General features: G+C 68.0%; 29 protein-coding genes. 11 read left to right on the top strand and 18 right to left on the bottom strand.

Going from position 1 to position 21,353, the window contains the following annotated elements; genetic code table 11:
- The first annotated feature begins 110 nt into the window (after window positions 1-110).
- A complete protein-coding gene (locus tag ACBJ59_RS16390; protein WP_375111080.1) occupies window positions 111-1,196 on the top strand; it encodes a hypothetical protein in 1,086 nt (361 codons plus the stop codon).
- 62 nt (window positions 1,197-1,258) lie between these two features.
- Window positions 1,259-1,969: an ATP-binding protein gene (locus tag ACBJ59_RS16385; protein ID WP_375111516.1), complete on the top strand. Its 711-nt coding sequence runs from the start codon at window positions 1,259-1,261 to the stop codon at window positions 1,967-1,969.
- On the opposite strand, the gene ACBJ59_RS16380 is transcribed toward ACBJ59_RS16385, so the two are convergent.
- Genes ACBJ59_RS16380 through ACBJ59_RS16365 form a run of 4 tightly spaced genes read right to left on the bottom strand, consistent with a single transcriptional unit; the run spans window position 1,866 to window position 5,380 of the window.
- Window positions 1,866-2,345 carry a DUF6228 family protein gene (locus ACBJ59_RS16380; RefSeq protein ID WP_375111079.1) on the bottom strand — a complete coding sequence of 160 codons (480 nt, stop codon included), beginning with the start codon at window positions 2,343-2,345 and terminating at the stop codon, window positions 1,866-1,868. The two genes, ACBJ59_RS16385 and ACBJ59_RS16380, sit on opposite strands and share 104 nt — an antisense overlap.
- Before the next feature lie 28 nt (window positions 2,346-2,373).
- Window positions 2,374-4,005, bottom strand: coding sequence for a tyrosine-type recombinase/integrase (locus ACBJ59_RS16375; RefSeq protein ID WP_375111078.1), 1,632 nt, complete (start codon window positions 4,003-4,005; stop codon window positions 2,374-2,376).
- 9 nt (window positions 4,006-4,014) lie between these two features.
- Window positions 4,015-4,323 carry a helix-turn-helix domain-containing protein gene (locus tag ACBJ59_RS16370; protein ID WP_375111077.1) on the bottom strand — a complete coding sequence of 103 codons (309 nt, stop codon included), beginning with the start codon at window positions 4,321-4,323 and terminating at the stop codon, window positions 4,015-4,017.
- A gap of 25 nt (window positions 4,324-4,348) precedes the next feature.
- Complete coding sequence (locus ACBJ59_RS16365) at window positions 4,349-5,380, bottom strand: tyrosine-type recombinase/integrase (RefSeq protein WP_375111076.1); 1,032 nt, start codon at window positions 5,378-5,380, stop codon at window positions 4,349-4,351.
- A 129-nt stretch (window positions 5,381-5,509) separates the two neighbouring features.
- Here ACBJ59_RS16365 and ACBJ59_RS16360 point away from each other — a divergent pair, with 129 nt between their 5' ends.
- On the top strand, window positions 5,510-5,671 hold the full coding sequence (locus tag ACBJ59_RS16360; RefSeq protein WP_375111075.1) for a hypothetical protein: 162 nt from the start codon (window positions 5,510-5,512) through the stop codon (window positions 5,669-5,671).
- A 132-nt stretch (window positions 5,672-5,803) separates the two neighbouring features.
- On the top strand, window positions 5,804-6,577 hold the full coding sequence (locus ACBJ59_RS16355) for a maleylpyruvate isomerase N-terminal domain-containing protein (protein WP_375111074.1): 774 nt from the start codon (window positions 5,804-5,806) through the stop codon (window positions 6,575-6,577).
- A gap of 604 nt (window positions 6,578-7,181) precedes the next feature.
- Here the strand turns inward: ACBJ59_RS16355 and ACBJ59_RS16350 are convergent.
- From ACBJ59_RS16350 to ACBJ59_RS16325, 6 genes are all read right to left on the bottom strand, one after another.
- Entirely contained in the window at window positions 7,182-7,772 is a 591-nt protein-coding gene (locus ACBJ59_RS16350; RefSeq protein WP_375111073.1) for a hypothetical protein, read from the bottom strand.
- 18 nt (window positions 7,773-7,790) lie between these two features.
- Window positions 7,791-7,952 carry a hypothetical protein gene (locus ACBJ59_RS16345; protein ID WP_375111072.1) on the bottom strand — a complete coding sequence of 54 codons (162 nt, stop codon included), beginning with the start codon at window positions 7,950-7,952 and terminating at the stop codon, window positions 7,791-7,793.
- Between the two features lie 21 nt (window positions 7,953-7,973).
- Window positions 7,974-8,363, bottom strand: coding sequence for a hypothetical protein (locus tag ACBJ59_RS16340; protein ID WP_375111071.1), 390 nt, complete (start codon window positions 8,361-8,363; stop codon window positions 7,974-7,976).
- A gap of 142 nt (window positions 8,364-8,505) precedes the next feature.
- Entirely contained in the window at window positions 8,506-9,021 is a 516-nt protein-coding gene (locus ACBJ59_RS16335) for a TlpA family protein disulfide reductase (protein WP_375111070.1), read from the bottom strand.
- A complete protein-coding gene (locus ACBJ59_RS16330) occupies window positions 9,018-9,569 on the bottom strand; it encodes a MauE/DoxX family redox-associated membrane protein (RefSeq protein ID WP_375111515.1) in 552 nt (183 codons plus the stop codon). The genes ACBJ59_RS16335 and ACBJ59_RS16330 overlap by 4 nt, the downstream gene beginning before the upstream one ends.
- Window positions 9,570-9,582: 13 nt before the next feature.
- Entirely contained in the window at window positions 9,583-10,194 is a 612-nt protein-coding gene (locus ACBJ59_RS16325; protein ID WP_375111069.1) for a hypothetical protein, read from the bottom strand.
- Window positions 10,195-10,522: 328 nt separating this feature from the next.
- Here ACBJ59_RS16325 and ACBJ59_RS16320 point away from each other — a divergent pair, with 328 nt between their 5' ends.
- The 5 genes from ACBJ59_RS16320 (at window position 10,523) to ACBJ59_RS16300 (ending at window position 14,366) form a co-directional block, all read left to right on the top strand.
- Window positions 10,523-11,026, top strand: a complete 504-nt coding sequence (locus tag ACBJ59_RS16320; protein WP_375111068.1) for a SigE family RNA polymerase sigma factor — start codon at window positions 10,523-10,525, stop codon at window positions 11,024-11,026.
- Window positions 11,019-12,197, top strand: a complete 1,179-nt coding sequence (locus ACBJ59_RS16315; protein ID WP_375111067.1) for a hypothetical protein — start codon at window positions 11,019-11,021, stop codon at window positions 12,195-12,197. The genes ACBJ59_RS16320 and ACBJ59_RS16315 overlap by 8 nt, the downstream gene beginning before the upstream one ends.
- A gap of 48 nt (window positions 12,198-12,245) precedes the next feature.
- Window positions 12,246-12,611: a helix-turn-helix domain-containing protein gene (locus ACBJ59_RS16310; RefSeq protein WP_375111066.1), complete on the top strand. Its 366-nt coding sequence runs from the start codon at window positions 12,246-12,248 to the stop codon at window positions 12,609-12,611.
- 191 nt (window positions 12,612-12,802) lie between these two features.
- Window positions 12,803-13,393 carry an RNA polymerase sigma factor gene (locus ACBJ59_RS16305; RefSeq protein ID WP_375111065.1) on the top strand — a complete coding sequence of 197 codons (591 nt, stop codon included), beginning with the start codon at window positions 12,803-12,805 and terminating at the stop codon, window positions 13,391-13,393.
- On the top strand, window positions 13,386-14,366 hold the full coding sequence (locus ACBJ59_RS16300; protein WP_375111064.1) for a CU044_5270 family protein: 981 nt from the start codon (window positions 13,386-13,388) through the stop codon (window positions 14,364-14,366). Before ACBJ59_RS16305 ends, ACBJ59_RS16300 begins: the two co-directional genes overlap by 8 nt.
- A 299-nt stretch (window positions 14,367-14,665) precedes the next feature.
- On the opposite strand, the gene ACBJ59_RS16295 is transcribed toward ACBJ59_RS16300, so the two are convergent.
- From ACBJ59_RS16295 to ACBJ59_RS16275, 5 genes are all read right to left on the bottom strand, one after another.
- Window positions 14,666-14,938 carry a transposase gene (locus ACBJ59_RS16295; protein ID WP_375111063.1) on the bottom strand — a complete coding sequence of 91 codons (273 nt, stop codon included), beginning with the start codon at window positions 14,936-14,938 and terminating at the stop codon, window positions 14,666-14,668.
- Between the two features lie 264 nt (window positions 14,939-15,202).
- The gene (locus ACBJ59_RS16290) at window positions 15,203-15,667 is read right to left on the bottom strand and encodes a winged helix-turn-helix domain-containing protein (protein WP_375111062.1); all 465 of its coding nucleotides are present in this window, start codon (window positions 15,665-15,667) and stop codon (window positions 15,203-15,205) included.
- 116 nt (window positions 15,668-15,783) lie between these two features.
- Window positions 15,784-16,047 (bottom strand): hypothetical protein, encoded by a 264-nt coding sequence (locus ACBJ59_RS16285; protein ID WP_375111061.1) that lies wholly within the window; start codon window positions 16,045-16,047, stop codon window positions 15,784-15,786.
- A 264-nt stretch (window positions 16,048-16,311) separates the two neighbouring features.
- A complete protein-coding gene (locus ACBJ59_RS16280) occupies window positions 16,312-16,518 on the bottom strand; it encodes a hypothetical protein (RefSeq protein ID WP_375111060.1) in 207 nt (68 codons plus the stop codon).
- Between the two features lie 32 nt (window positions 16,519-16,550).
- Window positions 16,551-16,754 carry a hypothetical protein gene (locus tag ACBJ59_RS16275; protein ID WP_375111059.1) on the bottom strand — a complete coding sequence of 68 codons (204 nt, stop codon included), beginning with the start codon at window positions 16,752-16,754 and terminating at the stop codon, window positions 16,551-16,553.
- Window positions 16,755-17,102: 348 nt separating this feature from the next.
- Here ACBJ59_RS16275 and ACBJ59_RS16270 point away from each other — a divergent pair, with 348 nt between their 5' ends.
- The gene (locus ACBJ59_RS16270) at window positions 17,103-17,618 is read left to right on the top strand and encodes a hypothetical protein (protein ID WP_375111058.1); all 516 of its coding nucleotides are present in this window, start codon (window positions 17,103-17,105) and stop codon (window positions 17,616-17,618) included.
- A 44-nt stretch (window positions 17,619-17,662) separates the two neighbouring features.
- Here the strand turns inward: ACBJ59_RS16270 and ACBJ59_RS16265 are convergent, their stop codons facing one another.
- The 3 genes from ACBJ59_RS16265 to ACBJ59_RS16255 all read right to left on the bottom strand — a co-directional run bounded on the left by ACBJ59_RS16265 (window position 17,663) and on the right by ACBJ59_RS16255 (window position 20,063).
- A complete protein-coding gene (locus tag ACBJ59_RS16265) occupies window positions 17,663-18,142 on the bottom strand; it encodes an ester cyclase (protein ID WP_375111057.1) in 480 nt (159 codons plus the stop codon).
- A 330-nt stretch (window positions 18,143-18,472) separates the two neighbouring features.
- Complete coding sequence (locus ACBJ59_RS16260; protein ID WP_375111056.1) at window positions 18,473-19,036, bottom strand: dihydrofolate reductase family protein; 564 nt, start codon at window positions 19,034-19,036, stop codon at window positions 18,473-18,475.
- Window positions 19,037-19,385: 349 nt separating this feature from the next.
- Window positions 19,386-20,063, bottom strand: coding sequence for a TetR family transcriptional regulator (locus ACBJ59_RS16255; RefSeq protein WP_375111055.1), 678 nt, complete (start codon window positions 20,061-20,063; stop codon window positions 19,386-19,388).
- Window positions 20,064-20,160: 97 nt separating this feature from the next.
- Between ACBJ59_RS16255 and ACBJ59_RS16250 the strand changes: the two genes are divergently transcribed.
- Complete coding sequence (locus ACBJ59_RS16250; RefSeq protein WP_375111054.1) at window positions 20,161-21,336, top strand: cytochrome P450; 1,176 nt, start codon at window positions 20,161-20,163, stop codon at window positions 21,334-21,336.
- The last annotated feature ends 17 nt before the right edge of the window (window positions 21,337-21,353 follow it).

Here is a 21,353-nt window from a genome sequence, read left to right as displayed (position 1 = left end):
GCCTGCTACCTGTTCGTGTTCCGGATGTCGTACTCGGGTAAGGCGGTGCACCGCGTCACCGCATCTGCGGTCAGGAGGCCTTCTTCGAGGGGCACGCGCATGCTCTCAGCGTGCTGGGCGGGGTGCCGTCCGGCAAGGTCCGCTACGACAATCTGAAGGCCGCGGTCGCCCAGGTGGTTGGCTTTGCCCGAGCACGGGTGGAGAACCAGCGATGGGTGGCCTTCCGTTCGCACTACGGCCTGGACGCCTTCCATTGCCGGCCGGGCAAGGACGGCGCCCACGAGAAGGGCGGGGTGGAGGGCGAGGTCGGCCGGTTTCATCACAATCGCCTGGTCCCAGTCCCGCGCGTCGATTCACTGGCGGAGCTGAACGCCACGATCGAGCAATGGGATCGAGAAGACGACCAGCGCAGGATCGGGTCTCGGATCCGGACCGTCGGTGAGGACTTCGCCACCGAGCAGCCGTTGCTGCAGCCGCTGCCCGAAGAGCACTTCGAGACCGGCCGGGTCTTCCACCTGCGTGTGGATGGCCGCTCGCAGATCACCGTCCGTTCCGTCCGATACTCGGTGCCGGTCCGGCTGATCGGCCACCCGGTCCGAGCGCTCCTACACGCCTCCCACCTGGTCATCTACCACAAGGCGGTGGAGGTCGCCCGGCATGAACGGCTGATCGCCAAGACCGGTTCCCGCCTGGAGCTGGACCACTTCCTGGAGGTGCTCCTGCGCAAGCCGGGCGCGCTGCCTGGGGCCACCGCGCTGGATCAGGCCCGTCAAGGCGGCAATTTCACCCCCGTGCACGACGCCTGGTGGGCGGCTGTGCGCGAAGCGCACGGCGACACCTCCGGCACCCGCGCCCTGATCGAGGTGCTGCTCCTGCACCGCAGCATGGCCCACGAGCACGTCGTCGCCGGGATCGCGACGGCGTTGAAGGTCGTCGCGATGACCGCGGACGCGGTCGCCGTCGAAGCTCGCAAGGCCGCCCACAGCGACCCACAGCCCACCACCGCCGATCCCGGGCCCCGCCCGATCGGAACGCCGGTGCAGCTGCCCGAGGACATCGCCTCCTTGACTCAGCGGCGGCTGGCCACGCTGCCGGTCGACACCCGACCGCTGCCCTCGGTGGCCGCCTACGACGGGCTTCTGCCCAGCCGACGTGCTCTTGCACCACCTGCCACCAGCCAGGGAGACGCATCATGACCACCCGCCAACGAGGCCTGACCGAGCCCGCCGCCGAGACAGCCATCGACCAGGCCTGCTGACTGCTGCGACTGCCCACCATTCGCGGCCAATTCATCCCCACCGCCGACGCCGCCGAACGCGAACAGCTCACCTACCGCGGCTTCCTTGCCGAGCTGCTAATGGCCGAATGCGACGATCGCCAGCGGCGCCGTTCCGAGCGGCGCATCAAAGCCGCCGGGTTCCCGCGTCAAAAATGGCTGTCGGGCTTCGACTTCGACGCCAACCGCAGCATCCCGCCCGCGGTCATCCACACCCTCGCCAAATGCGAATGGGTCAAGAACGGGCACCCGCTCTGCCTCATCGGCGATTCAGGAACCGGCAAGTCACACCTGCTCATCGCCCTGGGTGCCGAAGCCGCGATGGCCGAATACCGGGTCAAGTACGTGCTGGCCGCCAAGCTCGTCAACGAGCTCGTCGAAGCCGCCGACGAACTGATCCTCAACAAGACCATCGCCCGCTACCGGCACTTCGATCTTCTCTGCATCGATGAACTAGGCTACATGGAGCTCGACAAACGCGGCGCTGACCTGCTGTTTCAGGTACCTACCGATCGCGAGGAAACCGCCAGTGTCGCTATCGCCTCCAACGAGAGCTTCGGCAAAGCGCATATGTTCGCGCGAACGTGTGTCAGGTGCCACCGAAACTGCACGGGTTTCGGGGCCGGGCGAGGAATGCCTGGACGTCAGAGGCCAGGGCGGTCAGTTGGTGCCCACCCTCGATCCAGGTGGTGATGGAGGTCTCCCATGCTGCTTGCCGTGAGGACCAGGGGCGGAGTTTCCAGGTCAGCTCGACGTGACCGCCGGAGTGGAAGTCGGCTTCGAGCGTGAGCTGGTTGGTATGCCAAGTGCGCTTTCCGGGCCATCCGCGGAAGTCGTCGGCGAGCTGTTGCAGGAAGGCGGCCAGGTCGCCGGCGCCGTCCCAGATCGCGACGGTCACGTCGGGGATCGCCGCGCGCAGTCCGTCGGCCTTGGCCTCGATGGAGAAGACGGTCTCGTCGCTATCGATGAACTGCCTGTTGCTGAGCCGAATGAGGAGATCGGGGTCTTGCGAGCAGCGAACCAGCACGTCGGGCGACCTGGCCTGTTCATCGTGATCTTTGTGGTCCACGTGAGCAGGATAGTCAGGGCCGGTCGGCTCAGCGGGTGTTGCCGGGCGGCAGGCGCCCTGCGTCGACCTGGTCAGCGAGATAGATCATGACGCTTTCGGCGGTCATCCCGAACGCGGCGGCGACGACTTTGGGGTCGAGGGTGTTGACGAGGTCGACCAGGCGGGTGCTGCGGAGTATGCGGGGCGGGACGCCGCAGGGGTCCAGGACGTGGCTGACATATGCTCCCGAGGCTGACCGGGTGCCGGCTTTGGTGCCGCGGGTGACCATGAGGTGCGGGTTGGCGGTGGCTTGTGTTCGTCGGTGGCCGAGGCATCGTTGGACGACGTCCGAGCTTGCGGGGTCGAGCGGGATAGGGCGAGGCCTGCCCGCGACATGGATGGCGCGGTATGCGTGATCGACGTCGTCGATCTTGAGGTTGCGGACTTCGAGGCTCGACAGGCCGTGGATGAGCCCGAGGATGCCCAGGAGCGCCTCGTGGGGATGGGCGTCATCGCTGCTGGTCCATCGGCGGAACAAGGCGCGCTGCTGGTCGAGGCCGAGCGTCTGCCCGATGAACCCGCTGGGCTGTTTGGCGGTCAAGCCAGTGGTGGGGTTGACCAGGACGATTCGCCGACGGCGGGCGAAGGCGAAGAACTGGCGGAGCACGGTGAGTCGTCGTTTTCGTGCTTTGGGCAGGATAGCGAGGAATGCCTCGACGTCGTGGACGTCGACAACGGCCCAGTCGAGCTTGCCCCGTTCGGCGGCGAGGAACTGGCCGAGGTCGCGGATGGTGGCTAGGGCGGCTTCGATGGTCACGTCGGTGCGGGGCCGGGTGTCGGCGCGAAGGGCGCGTTCACGTGAGCGGAGCAGGTGGTCGCAGAACGCCGCGGCAGCCGAACGCAGCGGTTCGGGGACCGCGGTGACGCGACGGTGTCGTCTCCCGGCGGCCAACCGCTCGGCCTGGTCGGTGGGCAATGCCAGGCCCTGACTGGTGAAGAACCCTTCGAGAGCTCGGGCCAGCGACCCCATCGATCGGCCCGGGCGGCGTGATCTGTCCAGGACGGCCTGCGGGTGGTTGGGGTTCGGGTCTTCCAGGATCCGCCCCAGCTCGGTGAGCATCGTGCAGGCTCGCGCTGGGCCGTGGCGGGCAGCCAGATACGTGACGAACCCCTCAAACCACACGGGCGGGTCGCCCAGACGGGCGGCGATCCCCGCGCCTCGGATGAACGCTCGGTCGGGGTGCTTTTGAACGCAGGCGCTGCACAGGCCTAGGCCACCGTGCTTGCGAAGCTGGCCGCATGCTCGGCAGATGCGCGGCGGCTGTTTGCTCGGGCGGGGCCGGGAGCAGGGCCCGCACCAGCCGGTCGTCTCGCGCAGCAGCCCCGGACGCCCGCACCGCGGGCAGTCCTGCTTGGCGGCCTCCTGACGGGTCTTGCGCCGACAGTCGCGGCACGCCGTCTCGTCGGCCTTCCGGACGGGGTGCCCGCACTGGAGACAGACGCGCGAGCACAGCACGCATTTGCCGGTCTCGGACTCCAGGATCCGCTGCTTGCCGCAGCCCGGGCAGGACGCCTTCGCTTCCTGCTCCTTGAGGCGCCGCCAGCACAGGCAGCAGTGTTCCCGGTTCAGATAGCCGACCGGCGCACCGCAGGTGACGCAGTCCCGTTGTCGCTTGCCCATCCTCGGCCGTCACAGGGGCGGCATCGACCGGCCGCCGGAGGCGGTCTTCTTCTCCTGGACAGGCTGCGGTGGCCGGGCAGGCTGCTCGACTGGGGTGGTGTCGACTTCGAACAGGTCGTTGGGAGTGCAGTCCAGGGCGGTGCACAACGCGGCGAGGGTCGACAGCTTCACCTGGGATGGCTCCTTGGTGAACAGCGCCGACACCGACGCGGCCGACATCTCCAGGCCAGCTTTTTCGGCCAGCAGCCGCCGCAGTTGGCTGCCGGTCCATACCTCGCGCTGCGCCGCGGCCATCCGCAGCTTCCACCGGATGTTCACGCCGGACCCTCCTCGGTGAGCTCGCTCAACGTGCTGGTGACTGCGCGCCGATAGGCGTCCTCGATGAACGTCGCGGACGGGGGACATACCGCATCGTCGAACTGACGGTCCAATGCCCAAGGAGCTGCTGGATCGCCACCAGATCCACGCCTCGCTCATAGTTGTGAGTCGCGCATGCCCGCCGCAGCGCGTGCGGACTGAACCTCTCGACGGGAGGGCGGCCTTCTATCTGCATCAGATACCGCAGCCGGTTCCGGATCGTCCCCGGATGCAGGCTGCCGCCCGACTCGTCGGCGAACAGCACCGGCGAGTCCGGGAAACGGCCCCGAACATCATCGAGGAACCAGCGCAGCACCAGGTCCAGGCCGTCCAGCATCGGCACCCACCGCGGCCGCGGCCCCGACGTTCGGGCACCCTTCCCGAATCGGACATGCAGCTTGCCGAACGGGCCGCGGTTGAAATGCACGTCCGGCTGGTCCAGCAGCGCGGACTCCTCCGACCGCAAACCAGCGTGATAAAGCGTCCGGAACAACGCGTAATCGCGGGCCGCGGGTGCGTACTTGCGGGCGGTGGCGATCCTGGTCTTCAGGAAGTCAAAGAACTCCTCCACCCGCTCCGGAGTCGGCGGCGGAAGCTCAGCCGGAGAATCGTCGCCGACATGGCGGGAGGCGTTGAACTCATCCACCGGGCACACCAGCCGCACCCCGAACGCGGCCTCGATCTCCACCGCCTTGCGGACCTGCAAAAACCGGTGGAACCCCTTGAAGATCTGCACATACTCCCGACGCGTCGACGACGCCTGGCCGAGCACAGCAAGGTCACCGACGACCCGGTCGATGTCCTCCGGGGTCACCTCCCACGCCGGCCGGCCCAGCGCCCGCAACGTCCGGTCCAGCAGGCCGATGTCGTTATCGATCGTCACAGGGCTGAACCCGCGAGCCCGCCACGACGCCACGAACGCTTCAACGCACTCGGCCTGGTACTCCCACGGATCCGTCGCCAACGGCGCGGCCGGGACCGCACCGCCCTCCACCACACGGAACCGCGACGAGCCCACGGCACACCTTCCTCACACCTGAAGGATTAAGGTGCTGCCTAACATACGACCCTTACACCTCAAAGATCCTGGAAACGAGGAAGAACCCCATACACCCAGGCAGCAGGGAAGATCCGCCACAACGAACATGTGCCAGCCCCAGATGGCTGGACCAAGACCTTCACCGGACCCCGCCTCTGCGCCGCCATCGTCGACCGGCTCACCTTCAACGCCACCATCATCGAGACCGAAACCAGCTTCTATCGCATGGCCCACGGCCGAGCCAAGACACAGACCGGCGACACAGCCTGACCATTGGCTATCCATCCATGACCCATAACCTCGTCACGCCGTTCCGTCAGAGAGACCGCCAACAGCCTGGGCGTGGCGCATAACACCGTGGCCAGGTACCTGGCGGCCGGAGCGCCGTGATAGACAACCGAGGTGCAAAACATCTTGGAGTTCCCCGAGGTCCTGCGGCTGATCGAAGACCGCTCGGCGGCGTTCCGCGCCGCGATCGCGTCCGCCCCCGACCTTGACGTCCAGGTCCCGACCTGCCCGGGCTGGACGCTGCGCGAACTGGCGCAGCACCTCGGCGACGGCCGCCGCCGCCAGGCCGCCATCGTCGCGGCGGGCCCGGGCGCTGAGCCCCCGGCGAGGACGGACCCGAAGGGCGCCCCGACCGCGCCCCGCGATCGCGAAGCCCTGGACGCCTGGCTCGCCGAGTCGACCGAGCTCATGCTCGACGCGATGCGCGAGGCCGGCCCGGACCGCGGCTGCTGGACCTGGTGGGGTCGCTCGCAGGCCCCGGAGACCAGCGGAGCCGTGGCCCGGCACCAGATCCAGGAGATCGCCGTCCACACCCACGACGCCCAGCTCACCCAGGGGGCCGCACAGCCGCTGCCGACGGACGTCGCGGTCGAGGGGGTCGACGAGTTCCTGACGACCGTCGCGGCGACGACCGTCCCTTGGCCGTTCAAGCCGGCGACCATCGACCTGCACACGACCGAGGGCCGCTCCTGGCGCCTGACCCTCAACGCCGACGGCGTCCGCTGCGACGACCTCGCCGCTGACGCGGAGCCGGGCGACATGGCGATGCGAGGCGCAGCGAGCGAACTGGTCCTCTACTTCTACGAGCGCGTCCCGCTCGACGGTCTGGAGACCAGCGGCGACACCGAGCCGATGGAGCAGCTCGCAAACTGGGACCCGAACGCGTAAAACGCGCACTTGTGACGCATCATGGAACAGATTATGCGGACGGACGGACGACGTCGGGTGGCTCAATTCCGTGATCGTTGCCCGGCTCGATTAGACGAGCGCTGATAGCCAAGCGCCCCGACACGACCGCTGACGATCAGCCTGCTGATGAAGTCGCCTTCGAGCCGAGCGGCGCGCTGCAGGCGTCAAGCGAGCCCACGCGATCAATACCCGGCACCTCCTCGGCGGCCTCGCCTTACCCATGAGCTACACACCAACTGGCGAGAGACCTGGTGCCCTTGAGGACTGGCACCGGAATTCGTTCGCCGAACCGATCTCGAAGATCGCGAACTGGTACCAAAACTCATACGAATCGCGGTCCCAAAACTCGTTCGTGAAACCACCGGCGCCCGAGCGGGCGCCTGGGGGCCGGCCTTCCTCGGCCTGCAGACCATCGGATCACCTGAGCGACAGAACCGGAAAGCCATCTCCCTCGCAGCGTGGGGGACCCGCGTTCGAAAGTGATCTCCTTCCCGTCATCGCCCGCCGAGACCCGCTCCCAGCCGTCGAAGCAGATGCACCCAGGAAACGGCGCGGGATCGCGTCCAGTTGCCGGCACCTGTCATCAGAGCCGACCTGTCGCGCGCACAGCCAGCAAAGCCAGCACAGCCAGCGCTACCAGGGCGGCCAAGATGACAGCGGAGCCGCCGATCGCGATCGTCCGCAGCCTGGCGAGCATCCTCGCGTCCCAGCCCGCGTCTCGCGCGAGGTAACTCAGGACGGCTGTCAGCGCGCGCCCAAGGCCGAAGCCCGCGCCCGTCAGGAGCGCCGCCGACAGGGTGGGATGGCTGAGCAGCAGGCCGGCCGCGACCACGTATGGCGCAGTCGTGGACACGTACGTGCGCACCCCCGTGCCGAGTTCGAAGCCGAACTGCGCGGCACCCAGCCGGGCACGGCGGCGCAGCACGTCCTGCGGGATCTGCCGGGCGTTCTGCGGAAGCGGCAGCCGGACGATCCGCGTCTCGTTCAGCACGCCCAGCACCGCGACGCCGACGATGAGAGGGTGCCTCCAGACGTCGGGGACGGGAGCCGTCAGGCCGGACAGCAGCCATAGAACGCCGGCGCTGGTGACGCCGCCGAGGACCAGCCCTGCGGTGAAGGCGGCCAGGACTGCTCCCTGGCTTGTCAGTGCTCGCCAACCTGGCGAGAACAACACGAAGTTGCTGTTACGCGCTCAAACCGAACCGGACAGCGAGTAGCCGGCCATGGCTCCGACCGCCGCCCAGCACAGCACGCTCTGCTGGAGCGCGGCGGCGGCGATCGCCAGCATCGCCAGGGCGGCGGCTGCCAGCAGGGGATCGGTGACAGTGCTGCGGACCCTGGTGGGGGCGGGCATCGCAGTGGCCTCGTCCCGAGGTCAGCCGCACGCGGTCCGGTAACGGCAGATGGTCTTCACCCACGGCCCGGCCCAGGTGACCGTGTAGCCGTCGTGGCATCGGAAGGTGACGGCGGAGCAGCCGCCGCACGAGCTGGTGTAGCGCCACAGCCAGCCGTCCGCCGTGCCGCCGAAGCACTGGTTCGGCCGCAGCCGGTATTCCGCGTCGCCCCGGTGATAGCCGGAGGAGGAGCAGCACCAGCCGGTCAGAGCGCACGTCTCGCTCGGGCCGCAGCCGGGCGAGCAGTTGTGGTCAGCCGCGTACGAGGGGCACGGCAGGCCCTTGATGTCGTAGCCGTCGGCGAGCGCCTTGCGCGCCGGCGGGAAGATGCCCAGGACCGTGACCCCGATGGCCGAACCCGCGACCAGCATTCCGCCCAGAATGGACCGGCGAGTCAGGTGCACGGGGATGCCGGGGAATTTCGGGACCGGACGTCTTACCCGCGTCGATCCGTCCGGGCGCGGCCCGCGCAGGGGAGGCGTGTTCTCCAGGTCGAGCATTTCACGACTCCGATCAGATTGTTCGGTCCCGGGTAAGGGTGGGCTGTGCGATTTTCGACAGCATCGCCTCGAATGCGGCCGGGGAGCCGACCGGTTCTGAGGCCCGTACGTGCCCGTCCGCGTCCACCGCCACCGCGAAAGGAGCGGTGGTGATGCGATATTGCGGGAAGAGGTCGGATTCGCCGGCGTGTACATTCGGCAGAGTCACGCCGTCGCGCGCCTCACCGGGAAATATTGCGTGCAAAAGCTCGGGGCGTACGATGTTTTCGCGCACCGCACGGGACGCCTCGTCCAAAATCAAGGCGCAGCTCGGGCAACTGTCGGTGAGGAACAACAGCAGCACAGTCCCGTCCCTGCCAGGCGCGATCCGGTCGATCTCCGGCGCGACGGAGCCGACCGGCGTACCGGTTTCCCGAGTGCGCGGACCTGTCGTGAGGGCGTGCACCTGCCGGATCAGGCCGGCCACCACCAGGCTGAGCAGCGCGATGGCCACCCACGTCACCAGCAGTGCCGTCAACTCGAAACTCACGGTACCAATGCCTCCTCATTCCGACGCAGGGGATCGGCCATGGCCATCGGAAGGTGCCAGAGCAGCAGGGCGAAGGTGAGCCCCGCCGCTGCCGGGACCCAGAACCGTACGTCGGCGACGGGCCGGACGATCTCCCCTGCCCAGGTCGCGCCCACCGCCGCCAGCAGGGAGACACTCGCCGCCCGGTAGACCACCCACCGCGAGACCGGAACGTCGCCGCCCGAGCACCCGCACGGGATCTCCCGCGTGGGATATCTCCTGAGCAGTGACAACAGGTACGCGGCATACCCCGCCAGCTGGACCGCGCAGCCCACCAAAGCGGGACGCATCAGCCAGCCCGCCTCCGGCCGGACCAGCCCGGCGGCGAGCAGGAATGCCCAGCAACCTTCGGACAGCACCAGCGCCGCGGCGGCGAGCGGCGCGACGGAAGACGGGATCACGGCCTGCGCCCTGAGCGCGCGCAGCAGTTCCGACGGTCTCATCAGGTGCTGGACCAGGGAGATGGCCAGTATCAGGGTGACGGCCGACACCACGGTGCCGGCCAGCATCGCCTGCACGGAGCTAGCCCGGGGCCCGGAGGGTCAGCCGATCGAGTCCTTCCGCGAGCCCGGCCACGTTCTTGCCGTCGGGGTCAGGGATCACCGTGGCCATCGCCGAGTCCGTGACCAGCACGTAGTAGGGCTTGCCGTCCGACAGCGTGTCGCGGAACAGCTCCGCGCCGGCCGCTGTCCGCGTGCCCGCCCAGGGCGGGACCCTGCGCGACATCTCCTTCGTCAGCAGGGCGATCTCCAGCAGCCCGACCGAGGGAACCTCCTTGAGCGCCACGGCCTGGGCGTTGTATGCGCCGCCCGTGCCCGGCCGGGGCGCGACGGAGAGCCCGTCGGCGTGCTCGGTGATCTCCAGGGCCTCGATCAGGGCCACGGCCTGCGCGGTGCCTGTGTTGTACAGCCGGGTGTAGAGAGAGGAGCGCTGCCCCTCCCAGACGACTGCCACATAGATCTCGGGAATCCGCGGGAACCCGTCCGGGGGCGGGACGGCCGACTGGGACATGTCCAGACGGCCGACCGACAGTTGCCCGCCCTGCGTCGAGAACGTCTCGTCGAACCCCTTGACCCCGGCCTGGACCGCATAAGAACGGGCGAAGCCGGCGGTCGAAGCCGTGAACTCATGCACATGACCGTCAATGGAAATTCAATTACCGAGCTGTAAGGCCGCGAGAGATCCACTTCTCCGGACAATGCGACGCGATTTCCGTCGAGCAGTCTGTGTACGACTTCTTGCTGTGCGACCACTGCCATGGCTGTACCTCGATCGGCAAGCTGCGGGTCTGATCGCTCCAACATAATGGCGTTCTATCAGGACGGCAATATGCTGGAGCAATGTAGCCAAGATCTGAAACGTAGAGCGACGGTGGAATTTCATGCGGTAATGTCGCCCGAATATTCTCGGCGCCCATGCAACCTCTTCCGGGCACCAGGTGTCCTTAGGAGGCGGAGGAAGGATGGACGACTCTGAAAGACTGCAATTCGGCGAGTTCGTGAAACACCGGCTGCCGGCGCTGTTCCGCTATGCGCTCGTCCTCGCCGTTGACGCCCGCGACGCCGAGGACCTGGTCCAAGAGGCGCTGACGCGCACCGGCGCGGCCTGGTGGCGGGTGCGCCGCAAGGACGACCCCGAGCGCTACGTCCGCACGATCATGACGAACATCATGAGCAACCGCTGGCGCCGAGGCCGTCGAGAGATCACTGTGGCCGAGCTGCCCGAGCGGGCCGTGGACGACCCGTCCTTCGCCCGACTGCCCGGCATGGACGGCGTCGATCGTGTCCTCGCGCTGCTGCCGCCGCGCATGCGGGCGGTCATCTTCCTCAGATACGTCGAGCAGCTCACCGAGAGGGAGATCGCCCAGGCGCTCGGCTGCTCGCAGGGAACCGTGAAGAGCCAGGCCGCGCGCGGGCTCGCCAAGCTGCGCGCCGCACTGGCCGACGAGGAGGAACGTCATGGATGAGAACCCGTACGGGCTGAGGGAGCGGTTCGAGGCGATGACGGGCGACGCGTCCCCGTCACCCGGCCTGCACGCCAGGATCATCGCCGCCGCGGCCGCGCGGCGCCGGAGCCGGCGGTACGGGATCCTCGCCGGTGCGGCGGCACTCCTGGTGGCCGCGGTTCTGCTCCCCTCTCTCGCCCCGCGTACGGAGCCCGACGAAATCGCCGCCGTACGGACTCCGACCGAGCCCCCGGGGCTCATCGCACCCGACGCGCCGAAGGAGTTGCACGCCTTCCTGCGCCCGGACCCGCCCGCCCGCATCCCGGTGCGCACCCGCGACGGCCGCTACTTCCGTGTAGACGCCCTGGGAGAGATGGGAACGGTGCTCGGCGGCACGGGGTTCGACGCGGATCCGTACCGGGCCACGGACGACCGCCTGTGGCTCGCGACGCCCTCCGACCCCGTCCCGGCGGTCGCCGCCGCCACCGCGCCGCAGTCCTGGGCCCGGGCGGCGGGAAGCGAGTTGCACGCCTGGGCGGAGCCGCGCGGCGGCGCCTACGACTACCAGTTGATGTGCGTCCAGAGCGGCTCCACACCGCGCCAGGTGGGCACGACCGGAGTCACGAAGGGCTGGCCGCACCCGATCCGGATCTCCGGCGACGTGCTTGTGTGGACCGACGAGACCGACGTGGTGCGGGCAGCGACCGGATGCGCCGGGGAGCCGCGCGAACTCCGCCGGTCCGGCCGTGCGGTTGCCTTTTCCCATCCCTACGCCTACGTGGCCGACGGCCGCCGGTTGCTGCGGGTCGACGTGCGCGGTGGCGGCGCGGAGAGCACGGTGGCGGAGCTGCCGGACGGTTCCGTCGAGGACCGGCCCGTGATCTTCGCCGCCGCAGGAGACACGGTGACCTGGGTCGCGGGGCGGGTTCTCACGGTGCTGGCCGGGCGGGAGCGCCGGCAGGTCTCGCTCGACAGCGCGCTCGCGGCGCAGGCCACCGACCTGACGGTCGGCGGCCGACTGGTCGTGCTGGCGGCCAGGCCCGCGGAGACCGACCCGAGCCACTACGCGGCCCTGGTGTACGACCTGCGCACCGGCGACACGGTCCGGCTGGCCGCCGAGGCCTACGCCGCCGACGGGTGGCTGCTGTGGCGCGAGCGCGATGCGTACTCGCTGGCCCGCGTGGCCGGGTAGCCGTGAGCACCGGGGCGAGCGCTGCGGCGGGCGGTCTCTCAAAACCGTGTGCATCTGCGCGAACCGGCCAAGCCCGAGACAACCGAACCGCCTGCCGAGGCGTCGGAGCCGGCCCGCGAGGAAGGGGCTTCGGCGGCTCGGACCAGGGCGCGGCACGCTGAGATTCACCAGCTCCGCTCGCAGGGGATGACCATCACTCAGATCGGCCGTGCGCTGCAACTCTCTCGCAAGACTCTGCGTCGCTACGCTACCGCCGCCGGCGCCGACGAACTGATCAGCGACGAGCGCGCACAACGTCAGACGATCCTCGATGCTTTTCTTCCCTACCTGCACGAACGCTGGGAACGAGGCTGCCGCCCCCGACAACGTCTTCACGCTCCGGCCCGACCGGGCTTGATACCCCTAGGGGGTTGAAGCTGTCTTCAGTAAAAGTGATCCGGTGGGTGAGGTTCTCAAGGAGGTTGGGTCCGGGCTGACGGGCATCGGCGCATCCTCCTTTACCGCGATCCATCGCAAGGTGACGCAGATCACATCTCATAACGTGAACTCGCGTCGGCCGTCCGGGCGAAAGCTGGCGAATCGACGCGTAGGGACGGGAGCAGCATGTGATCGCCAACGAATCCGGCAGGGCCGATGACGCCGAGCTGATACGGCGCTCGGAGCGCGATCCGGAGGCCTTCGCCGACCTGTTCGAGAGGCACGCACCCGCGTTGCGGCGCTATGTGGCCCGGAGGCTGGGCCCGTCCCTGGCCGACGACATCGTCTCCGACGCGTTCTTGGCCGCTTTCCGGCGTCGCGGCCGCTACGACCTGAGCCGTCCTGACGCGCGGCCCTGGCTGTACGGCATCGCCGCCCGGCTCGTCAGCCGGCATCGGCGGGTGGAGATCCGCTTCTACCGGGCGCTGGTCCGCAGCGGCGTCGACGAGATCGTCGAGCCGTATGCCGAGTGCGTCGACGACCGGGTCGCCGCGCAGCAGGCCGGGCTGGCGGCGGCTCTGATGCACCTGTCACCCGGGGACCGGGAGGTGTTGTTACTCGTGGCCTGGGCCGATATGTCGTACGAGGACGTGGCCCGTGCGCTGGACATTCCGGTCGGCACCGTCAGATCCCGCCTGAACCGGGCCCGGACCAGGACACGCCAGGCGCTCGGTGGATCAGACCCCGCGATGACGCGAAAGGAGTCTTCGGATGGATGAGCTGCGATCGTTGCGCGAGTGGCGCGCCGAGGTGCCCGAGCCCGGCCAGGACTGGATCATTCCGGAGCGGCGGCGGCTGCTGAAGCGGATGCGGGGGCGCAGGCGGGCACTGGGGCGTCGCCTGCTCGTGGTTGGGGCGTTGGGGGCCGCCGCCGCGGTCGCCGTGGCGACTTTTCGGCCGCAACCTCCCGCTCAGGAGCCGGCGGCTACACCCTCGGTCGTCCAACTTGACTCCGATGTGGTGCTGGCCCGCGCCGCCGAGGTGGCAAGCAGGCGCGAGAGCACCCCGGTGCCGCTGCCGACGCAGTGGCACTACACCAAGACCCTGGACAAGCAACCGAACTCGGACACGATCGAGACTCGTGAGCACTGGACGCGCTATGACGGCATGCAGGCCGCTAATTTCGGTGAGGACGGAAAACTGCACGTCGGCCCTGAGGGCAATCCCCTGGATTCCGGCGACGACGACCTGTCGCCGCAGAAGTACGACGCCAAGCTGCGCGAGCTGCCGACCGACCCGAGGAAACTGCTGGCCAAGGTCACGGGGGACCGCCATTGGATCAAGGGAGCCCGTGAGGAGGGGGTTCCCAAGACCGTCGTGCCCGCCGATGTTCGGGCGTATAACGTGATCATGCTCTACCTGAGCAGGTACGGTTCGATGCCACCGCGGCTGGAGGCGGCCATGTTCCGCGCTCTCGCTCTCATTCCCGGCGTCCGGATCGAGCAGGGCGTGAGCGACGCCGCCGGCCGCAGCGGGCTGGGCGTCTGGCGGGAGCTAGCCGGTGATGCATGGCCTTACCGCAAATATGAGATTTTGGACCCCGCTACCTACCGCTATCTGGGTAGCCGGACAGTCTGGCTGCAGGATGAGGTGCGGCCCGGCATGACGGAACCCCTCGCCCGCAAGGGAGCGGTGTGGAGCACAGCCCTATTGGCATCGGTGATCGTCGACCGTCCCGGCCAGCGGAGCTGAGCGCCCATCGCGCGGGCGTGAAGACCGACGGCACCACGTCCTTGATCATGTCGTTCCCGGGTCGCTGACGATCAGGCGTCCATGCCGACGTCGGTGAAGTCGACCCCTCCTTCAGGAGGGGGTCGAGCGGGTCGGGCCGGCAGCACAGGTTGTCGGTGGCGTAGGCGCCGAAGCGGCTGATGTGGGCGCGTAGGAAGGGGGCGAGCTGGCAGAGCCGGCCGGAGGCGATCTGCCGGCCTTCAGCGATCTGCTGCCGCACGATGCCGGAGATGCTACACAGGTGGAATTCGTAGAGTCGGTCATGGTTTTGTCGGGGTATCGAGGGTGAGGCCGGTCTGGGTCAGGCAGCCGGTGAGCAAGTGGGGCCGGTACTGGATCTTCTTCAGCTTGCGTTTGATGATCCGCGCCAGGCCGGGCAGGTCGGTGACGGCGAAGTGGGTCAGGGAGCGGCGGAGTAGCGACCACACGCCCTCGGCCGGATTGAGTTCGGGTGCGTAGGTGGGGAGCTGGACGATGCGCAGCCAGTCGGTGTGCTCGGCGGCGAAGTCGGCCAACTGTCCGGCCAGGTGCACGTTGAGGTTGTCCCAGCACCATTACAAGTGGTGCGCCGAGCTGCTGGTCGGTGGCCACGATCAGGTCCCGGTAGTCGATCCAGGAGAACGTCTTGGGCTCGCCCTTGCGGCCGTGGTAGATGTGCAGCTTGTAGAACAGGTGCGGTCGTTCACCGTCGCGGAAGCAGACGACGCCGGCCATGTTGATCCGGCCGGAGCCTCTGACGCGTACCGTCACCACCGGATGGGCACCGACCGGCGCCCAGGTGCGTCCCTTCGGCGGCCTCAGTCCCTGCCCGGCTTCGTCTTCGAAGCAGAGGTAGGCACCCAGGTCCGCCGCGGTGGTTTTGCCGCCGGCCACACCTCGGCCTTCCACAGCGCGATGGCCTCCTCGTCCCGCTCCAGAGCGCGCCGGGCCGGCATCTGTACCGACCAGCCGTGGCGATGCAGCAGCTTGCCCACCCCCTCGATGGTGTAACCGATGTGGAACAGCCGCCCGATCAGCGTCTTGACCCGGCCCAGCGTCCAGCACTGATCCTCGACGTAGCCCCAGGCCAGCGGCCCACGCTTGAGCTCGGCATCCAGCCGCGCCCACTGCCGGGCCGACAACTTCTCCACCGAGACCGGCCCCTTCGACAGCAACGCCGACGTGCCGCCCTCCAACCAGGCCTTCCGCCACCGCGTCACCGACCGCTCATGCACCCGCAACCGCACCGCGACGCCCTGGTCGACTCCCCGGCCTCGAACCACTCGGCCACCTGCAGCCGCACACGCTCGCGCCGCTCCTGCTCCGCAGGCGTGTACCCACCCTTTTGCCCATACCGCATGCTCCGGTCGGACCTCACCCGAAGCGATCCGTCACGAGGTTAAGACTCTACGCATTCAATCTGTGTAACCAGCCTCGACAATGTCGCAAGCCAGACCCGGTCGAGGTGACCCCACCGCAGCCGGTCACCGAGCTGGCGGCGCAGCACCTGACTCTCGTGACGGAGCACCAGCAGCTCAACGTCCTTGGATAGATCAGCGCGGACCAGCACCGCCAGCAGGCCGAACAAGCCCCTCACCAACCGGTAGACCGATGACAACAACACCCTGCGATGGTGGCAGCCGCCGTTCTGATCGCGCAGCAAAACCCCAGCTCACAGTACGGAACCGTGTTTTCGCGCGGGACAGGGATCAGGATGCTGTCCAGGAGCTCACGGCGCAGGGCGTTCCTGTTCCGCATCAGTAGGTCCATGGCCAAGCCGACGGCGACCTCCACCTGCCGGACCCTCTGCAACGCCACGTCCAAGTCCTCGACGCCTCCAAAGTCAGGGCGGCGTCCATGACGGGCGGAGGATCTCGGCGATGCTCGCGCGCTGCTCGTCGAAACAGTCTCACAGCCACCAGGCAAGTCAGAGGAAGGGCTTCTTGCCCCGGTTGATGTCGTCAATGGCCCGCTGGGTGCTGATGTCCCGCAGGTTCTTCTGTGCGTCCTTGGCCGCTGCCTCGATGTTGGCGACAGCGATCAGCAGGTCGCTGACGCCCATGCCGGGCGTTAGCCGGTCGATCGCGAAACGCAGCCCCATCATGGCGGTTTTGATCTCGGATTCTTCATCCACGACCTGACGTTACGCCGGGGGTGGCCGACTCGTCACTGCCCCTGCTGAGCGGCCTTCCGCGCCGCAGCCCTGCGCAGGCGCCGTAACCTCCTCAACTTCCACGAGGCGAACCGTGCTTGCCTCCTCAGCCGGGTCACGGCCCGCAGCATGCCGTCCAGATCGCGTGCGGAGTTCACGTGCGCGTAGGCGCCTTGCACGTCATAGAGGAGGCGGCGCGCTTCAGAGTCCTCTTCCACGTATTGACGCTACGCCGCGTCCAGCGGCTCGTCACCGGGGTTCCGTGCGGCAGCCCAGTGGGGTTCGAATATGCAGTCACCGCCTGTGATCGGTGGGTTCGCTCGACACGCTGAAATTCCGGCGCTTCGATTTGAGCGACCGCTCAGATGGTGGCGCTCGTGATCCGGACACCTGCCAAGTGCTGCAAGTCGCCGCATGGATCGAGCACGGGCGGGCCGAATGTGCTGGGGTAGCCGGGTGAGTGAGCGCAAGCCGTACGCGAGCGACTTGTCCGATGAGCGATGGGCGTTGATCGAGCCAGTGCTCACCGCATGCGGCCATCCCGGCTACCAGCAGATTCTCGCCCTATGACCGGCACCGGCCGGCCCACACGAGCGCGGGATCTCTGCTCGGCCCTGGAGCGTAAGAACTTCGAGGACGCCCGCGCCAAGCTCAAACGCCTGGTCAGCCTGGGCATTCCGGTGGAGATTGAGCCGGGTCCATTGCCCGGCAACGAACCCATGACCAGCCCTCCCCATCCGGCGCAAGCGATCAAAGGGGCATCAACTCGCGTACCGCTCTCTGAGCAGGATCGGGCGCTCGCGGTCCTTGCGCCGCGCCAGCCCTGGTTGGTGGATCGCCGCGCCGCCTGGCCCTGTCCTGCACATACGCATCTCGGCGGGCGACGAGGTGATCGTCAGGTCAGGTCAGGTCGAGGCCGGCGAGTTGGGCTCTGCTGGTCTGCGCAACTGTCCGGGCCCGTGGCGATCGACGTACCCTGGCAACCAGTCACCGGGGTGATCGGTCTTTGCGGTGTCCTCGCGGTATTGACGGCCGTACTGCCCGCGAGCCGGAGCAAGACGGTGGCGATTCCCCGGGCCTGAGCCGATTCGGCGCGGAACGCGGGCCGTCCAGAACGGCAGTCTGATCACTGCCTGCCTTCGGCGCCGTTCTCGACGCCGCCGGCTCCGAAGGACAAGGGTGTCCGCAGGCCGAGCTGCGCGTAGATCTCGAGCTGGTCGTAGTAGAAGCGCTGGCTGGAGACGAGGCCGTCGCGCAGGTGCCAGAACCAGCAGACCCGTACGCTGACGTGACGGCCAGTCGGGGCCAGGACGTCGCCTCCGGCCACCAGGTACGGGCCGGTGTGTGTCCCGGCCGCCGTCAGCTCGGTCGCGATCGTGTCCCGGACAGTGATCGTCTCCCACTGTGTGAAGCGCAGGTCGGGAAAGCCGTCCCACATCTGCGTGTAGTAGGAGCCGATCTCCTCGGGGCCGGCCGCCTCCATCTCAGGTCCCACCACGACCGCGCCCGGCGCGTAACACCGCAACACCGCATCGAGATCATGGGCGTTGGCAGCGTCGAGCAGCCGGTGCACGACCGCGTGCGTCGATTGCGGCGCCTGTTCCATTCCACGCAGCGTATCGAGGCCGGGACAGCCCAGGGCCAACGGCTCGTCACCGGCCCCTCATCGGCTGGAATGGGCTTGGTTTCCTGAAGCCGCCTGTGAGCGCGGGGCAGACGGTGAGCTGAGGGAGGGCAGGCCCCGGCGCGGCGTCCGCCGGGAGGTGTCACCGCTTCGGGGAGCCAGGCGGCCCCGGAATGTCGGTGAGAAGCAGGAGCGCTGTCGATCGCGGCGATGCCGCCGGTACCGCTGGTCGGTTCGAGTGGGGTCGTGGACTCCTCGGACAGGTGGCGGCGGTCGTCTGACCGGTGCTCGTCGTGCATGCCGGCCGCTGGGTCACAGGGGTCTCCGGTACTGCAGATACATGATCCCGTTGCTGGAGGCGGTGCTGGAGACCAGGTCGAGCTGGTAGGACTTGGGGACGCCGTCGAACAGCCGGGTGCCCTCGCCCGCGACGTAAGGGAACATGCTCAGCTGGAGCTCGTCGATCAGGTCGAGTCGCATGAGTGACCGCCAGAGGCTGACGCCGCCCCAGACCACGATGTGGCCGTCGCCGCCCTGCCGGAGCTTGTCGATCTCTTCTGTCGTGTCACCGGCGGCGATGGTGGTGTTGGCCCAGTCGGCTGTCTTCAGGGTCCGGGAGAAGACGACCTTGCGCGCGGCGGTCAGGATGTCGGCGAACGGGTGGTCGGTGGAGGTTGTCATGCCCTCGGCGATGCCCTCGTAGGCGGTGCGGCCCATGATGTGCGCGTAGGCGCTCTGGAGGAAGTCGAGGTGCGCCGGGTCGTCGGGCTGACGATTCTCGGGCAGGTCGAAGCAGAACTTCCAGAACTCGGTGCCCTCGTCGGCGAGCAGGCCGTCGAGGGAGTAGTTGAACACCGTCGCTATCAGTTTCCGCATGATCGAATCTCCGTGGTCTCGGATCGTCTGGGGACCGTGCTTGCTGGGGGACGTGCGTGTCCCGTGCCGCAGGGCTCGCGTGGCCGCGGCGGCCGTGGCCTGTCGCCAGGGCTTTAGACGCCAATGCCGCCCGGAAGTCATCGGTGCCCGGTCAATTGACCGGTTGCCAGAATGTGAACGCGCCGCGTCGCCACCTCCATCACGAGGCGGCGGGGAGCCGGCCTGTTTCGGCACGAGCGCGGGATGCGTTCGCAACGTCAACGATCCATCGGGAGGAAGCGGGCCGGCGCCGTCAGGAGCGCTCGATCACGATCTTGCACCCACGGGCGCTGAAGGTCGAAACCGCAGATCAAGCACCCTGCGAGGAGGGAGGAAGCGGTGCAGACGGTTTCACTGGTCGTACGAGGCCACGGCCTAGTGTGTTGAGCCCTTTCATCGCCAGGTCGAGGCCGCGTCTGGCCGCCTTGAGCTGCTCCTGCTCCACGGGGCCGGACCGCTCGTAGCTGGCCATCGCCGCTGCCTGCGCCGCGCCGATCATCGAGCCGACCGCTGCCGCCGCGCTGATCGGGTCGAGCTCGTCAGGGTACGCCTCGACCAGCGCCTCAGCCATCCCCCGTTGGATGTCGAAAAGCACTTGCAGCCCCTTGGCCTGCACGGCGGGCACGGTCATCACCATGTGCTTGTAGACCTCCATCCGCTCGACGTCGCCTGCCGTGGGCCCCTCGGTCAAGTAGTTGACGATTTCCCCGTCGTACAGCCGTATCAGCAGGTCGGGAACGCTCTCGTCAGGCTCGCGCTGGGCGATCAGCCGCCGCGCCGCCTCCACGTAGGAGCCCGCGTTGCCGAAGACGACGTCCTCCTTGCTCGGGAAGTAGTTGAAGAAGGTCTTCATCGCCACGTCGGCCGCGGCGGCGATCTGCGCGATCGTGGTGCGCTCGTAACCCTGCTCGGCGAACAGCCTGAACGCGGTGTCGACGAGCAACTTCCTGGTCTGGCGCTTCTTGCGCTCGCGCCTGCCGTCCTCCATGGGCGACATCTTACATCATCACTAAACTTACATAAGTTGTACTTTTACTCATAGTGGTGTTATCTCGGAAGTGAAGGCATCAAAGAGAGGCGAACAGATGTCCTTGCTGACACAACGCCAGGCCGGCTGCCCCTTCGACCCGGCACCGGAGCTCGCGCGCCTGCGCGCCGAGCAACCCGTCTCCCCACTGACCTATCCAGACGGACACGAGGGCTGGCTGGTGACCAGCCATGCCCTGGTCCGTGAGGTGCTGTCCGACCCGCGCCTCAGCCACAAGGCCGAGCTTCTCCACAACCCGCTGACAGGAGTGGGCATCAGCGACAAGCCGCAACCGGCGCCGCCGGGGGCCTTCACCGCGATGGACCCGCCGGAGCACACCCGCTACCGGCAGCTGCTGACCGGCCAGTTCACCGTCCGCCGGATGCGCCGGCTCACCGAAAGGATCGAACAGGTCACCGCAGAGCGGCTGGACGCCATGCAGGAGCAGGGCCCGCCCGTGGATCTCGTCCAGGCGTTCGCCGTGCCCATCCCCGGCCAGGTGATGTGCGAACTGCTCGGGGTGCCCGACGGCGACAGGAGCCGGTTCTACGATGAAATGGCCGTCCTGGGACGCATGGACGTCTCGCCGGAAGACAAAGCCGCCACCTTCATGTCCCTACGCGGGTACGTGGCCGAGCTGATCCACGCCAAACGCGCCAATCCCACCGACGACCTGCTCAGCGGCCTGGCCGGCAGCTCCGACCTCACCGACGACGAGCTGGCCACCATCGGGTTCATCCTGGTAGGCGCGGGACTCGACACCACAGCCAACATGATCAGCCTGGGCGCCTACGCTCTCATGAGCCACCGCGACCAGATTCCCGCCCTGCGCCGGCGCGGCGCCATCGAGGAACTGCTCAGATATCTGAGCATCATCCCCGCCGGCGTGCGCGCCGCCCTGGAGGACCTCGAGCTCGGCGGGGTCCAGATCAAGGCGGGCCAGTCGGTCACCGTCTCGATCCCCGCCGCCAACCGCGACCCCCAGCACTTCGCCGAGCCGGACACACTCGACCTGCACAGGTCGGCTTCCGGGCACGTGGCCTTCGGGCACGGCATCCACCAGTGCCTGGGGCAGCAGCTCGCGAGGGTGGAGATGGAGGTGGCACTGCCGGCGTTGTTCGACAGGTTCCCCACGTTGCGGCTCGCCGTACCGGAAGGGGAGGTTCCGCTGCGCGACGACATGTTGATCTACGGGTTGTACGGGCTGCCCGTCACCTGGGACCCGACCATGTGAAAGACCGTGGATGGCGC

Source organism: Nonomuraea sp. MTCD27 (genome assembly GCF_041950495.1).
GTDB lineage: Bacteria > Actinomycetota > Actinomycetes > Streptosporangiales > Streptosporangiaceae > Nonomuraea.
The sequence above is the reverse complement of the archived record's forward strand: the minus strand, read 5'-3'. Positions and strand labels throughout refer to the sequence as shown.

What these genes read in the sequence shown, in the direction of transcription:
- ACBJ59_RS16375 (WP_375111078.1), bottom strand. Translation starts at nt 4,005, where the DNA reads ATGGGCAAGCGACAACGGGACTGCGTCACCTGCGGTGCGCCGGTCGGC.
- ACBJ59_RS16315 (WP_375111067.1), top strand. Translation starts at nt 11,019, where the DNA reads ATGGATGAGAACCCGTACGGGCTGAGGGAGCGGTTCGAGGCGATGACG.
- ACBJ59_RS16345 (WP_375111072.1), bottom strand. Translation starts at nt 7,952, where the DNA reads ATGCCCGCCCCCACCAGGGTCCGCAGCACTGTCACCGATCCCCTGCTG.
- ACBJ59_RS16320 (WP_375111068.1), top strand. Translation starts at nt 10,523, where the DNA reads ATGGACGACTCTGAAAGACTGCAATTCGGCGAGTTCGTGAAACACCGG.
- ACBJ59_RS16260 (WP_375111056.1), bottom strand. Translation starts at nt 19,036, where the DNA reads ATGCGGAAACTGATAGCGACGGTGTTCAACTACTCCCTCGACGGCCTG.
- ACBJ59_RS16265 (WP_375111057.1), bottom strand. Translation starts at nt 18,142, where the DNA reads ATGGAACAGGCGCCGCAATCGACGCACGCGGTCGTGCACCGGCTGCTC.
- ACBJ59_RS16340 (WP_375111071.1), bottom strand. Translation starts at nt 8,363, where the DNA reads ATGCTGGTCGCGGGTTCGGCCATCGGGGTCACGGTCCTGGGCATCTTC.
- ACBJ59_RS16300 (WP_375111064.1), top strand. Translation starts at nt 13,386, where the DNA reads ATGGATGAGCTGCGATCGTTGCGCGAGTGGCGCGCCGAGGTGCCCGAG.
- ACBJ59_RS16250 (WP_375111054.1), top strand. Translation starts at nt 20,161, where the DNA reads ATGTCCTTGCTGACACAACGCCAGGCCGGCTGCCCCTTCGACCCGGCA.
- ACBJ59_RS16270 (WP_375111058.1), top strand. Translation starts at nt 17,103, where the DNA reads ATGACCGGCACCGGCCGGCCCACACGAGCGCGGGATCTCTGCTCGGCC.
- ACBJ59_RS16330 (WP_375111515.1), bottom strand. Translation starts at nt 9,569, where the DNA reads ATGCTGGCCGGCACCGTGGTGTCGGCCGTCACCCTGATACTGGCCATC.
- ACBJ59_RS16255 (WP_375111055.1), bottom strand. Translation starts at nt 20,063, where the DNA reads ATGGAGGACGGCAGGCGCGAGCGCAAGAAGCGCCAGACCAGGAAGTTG.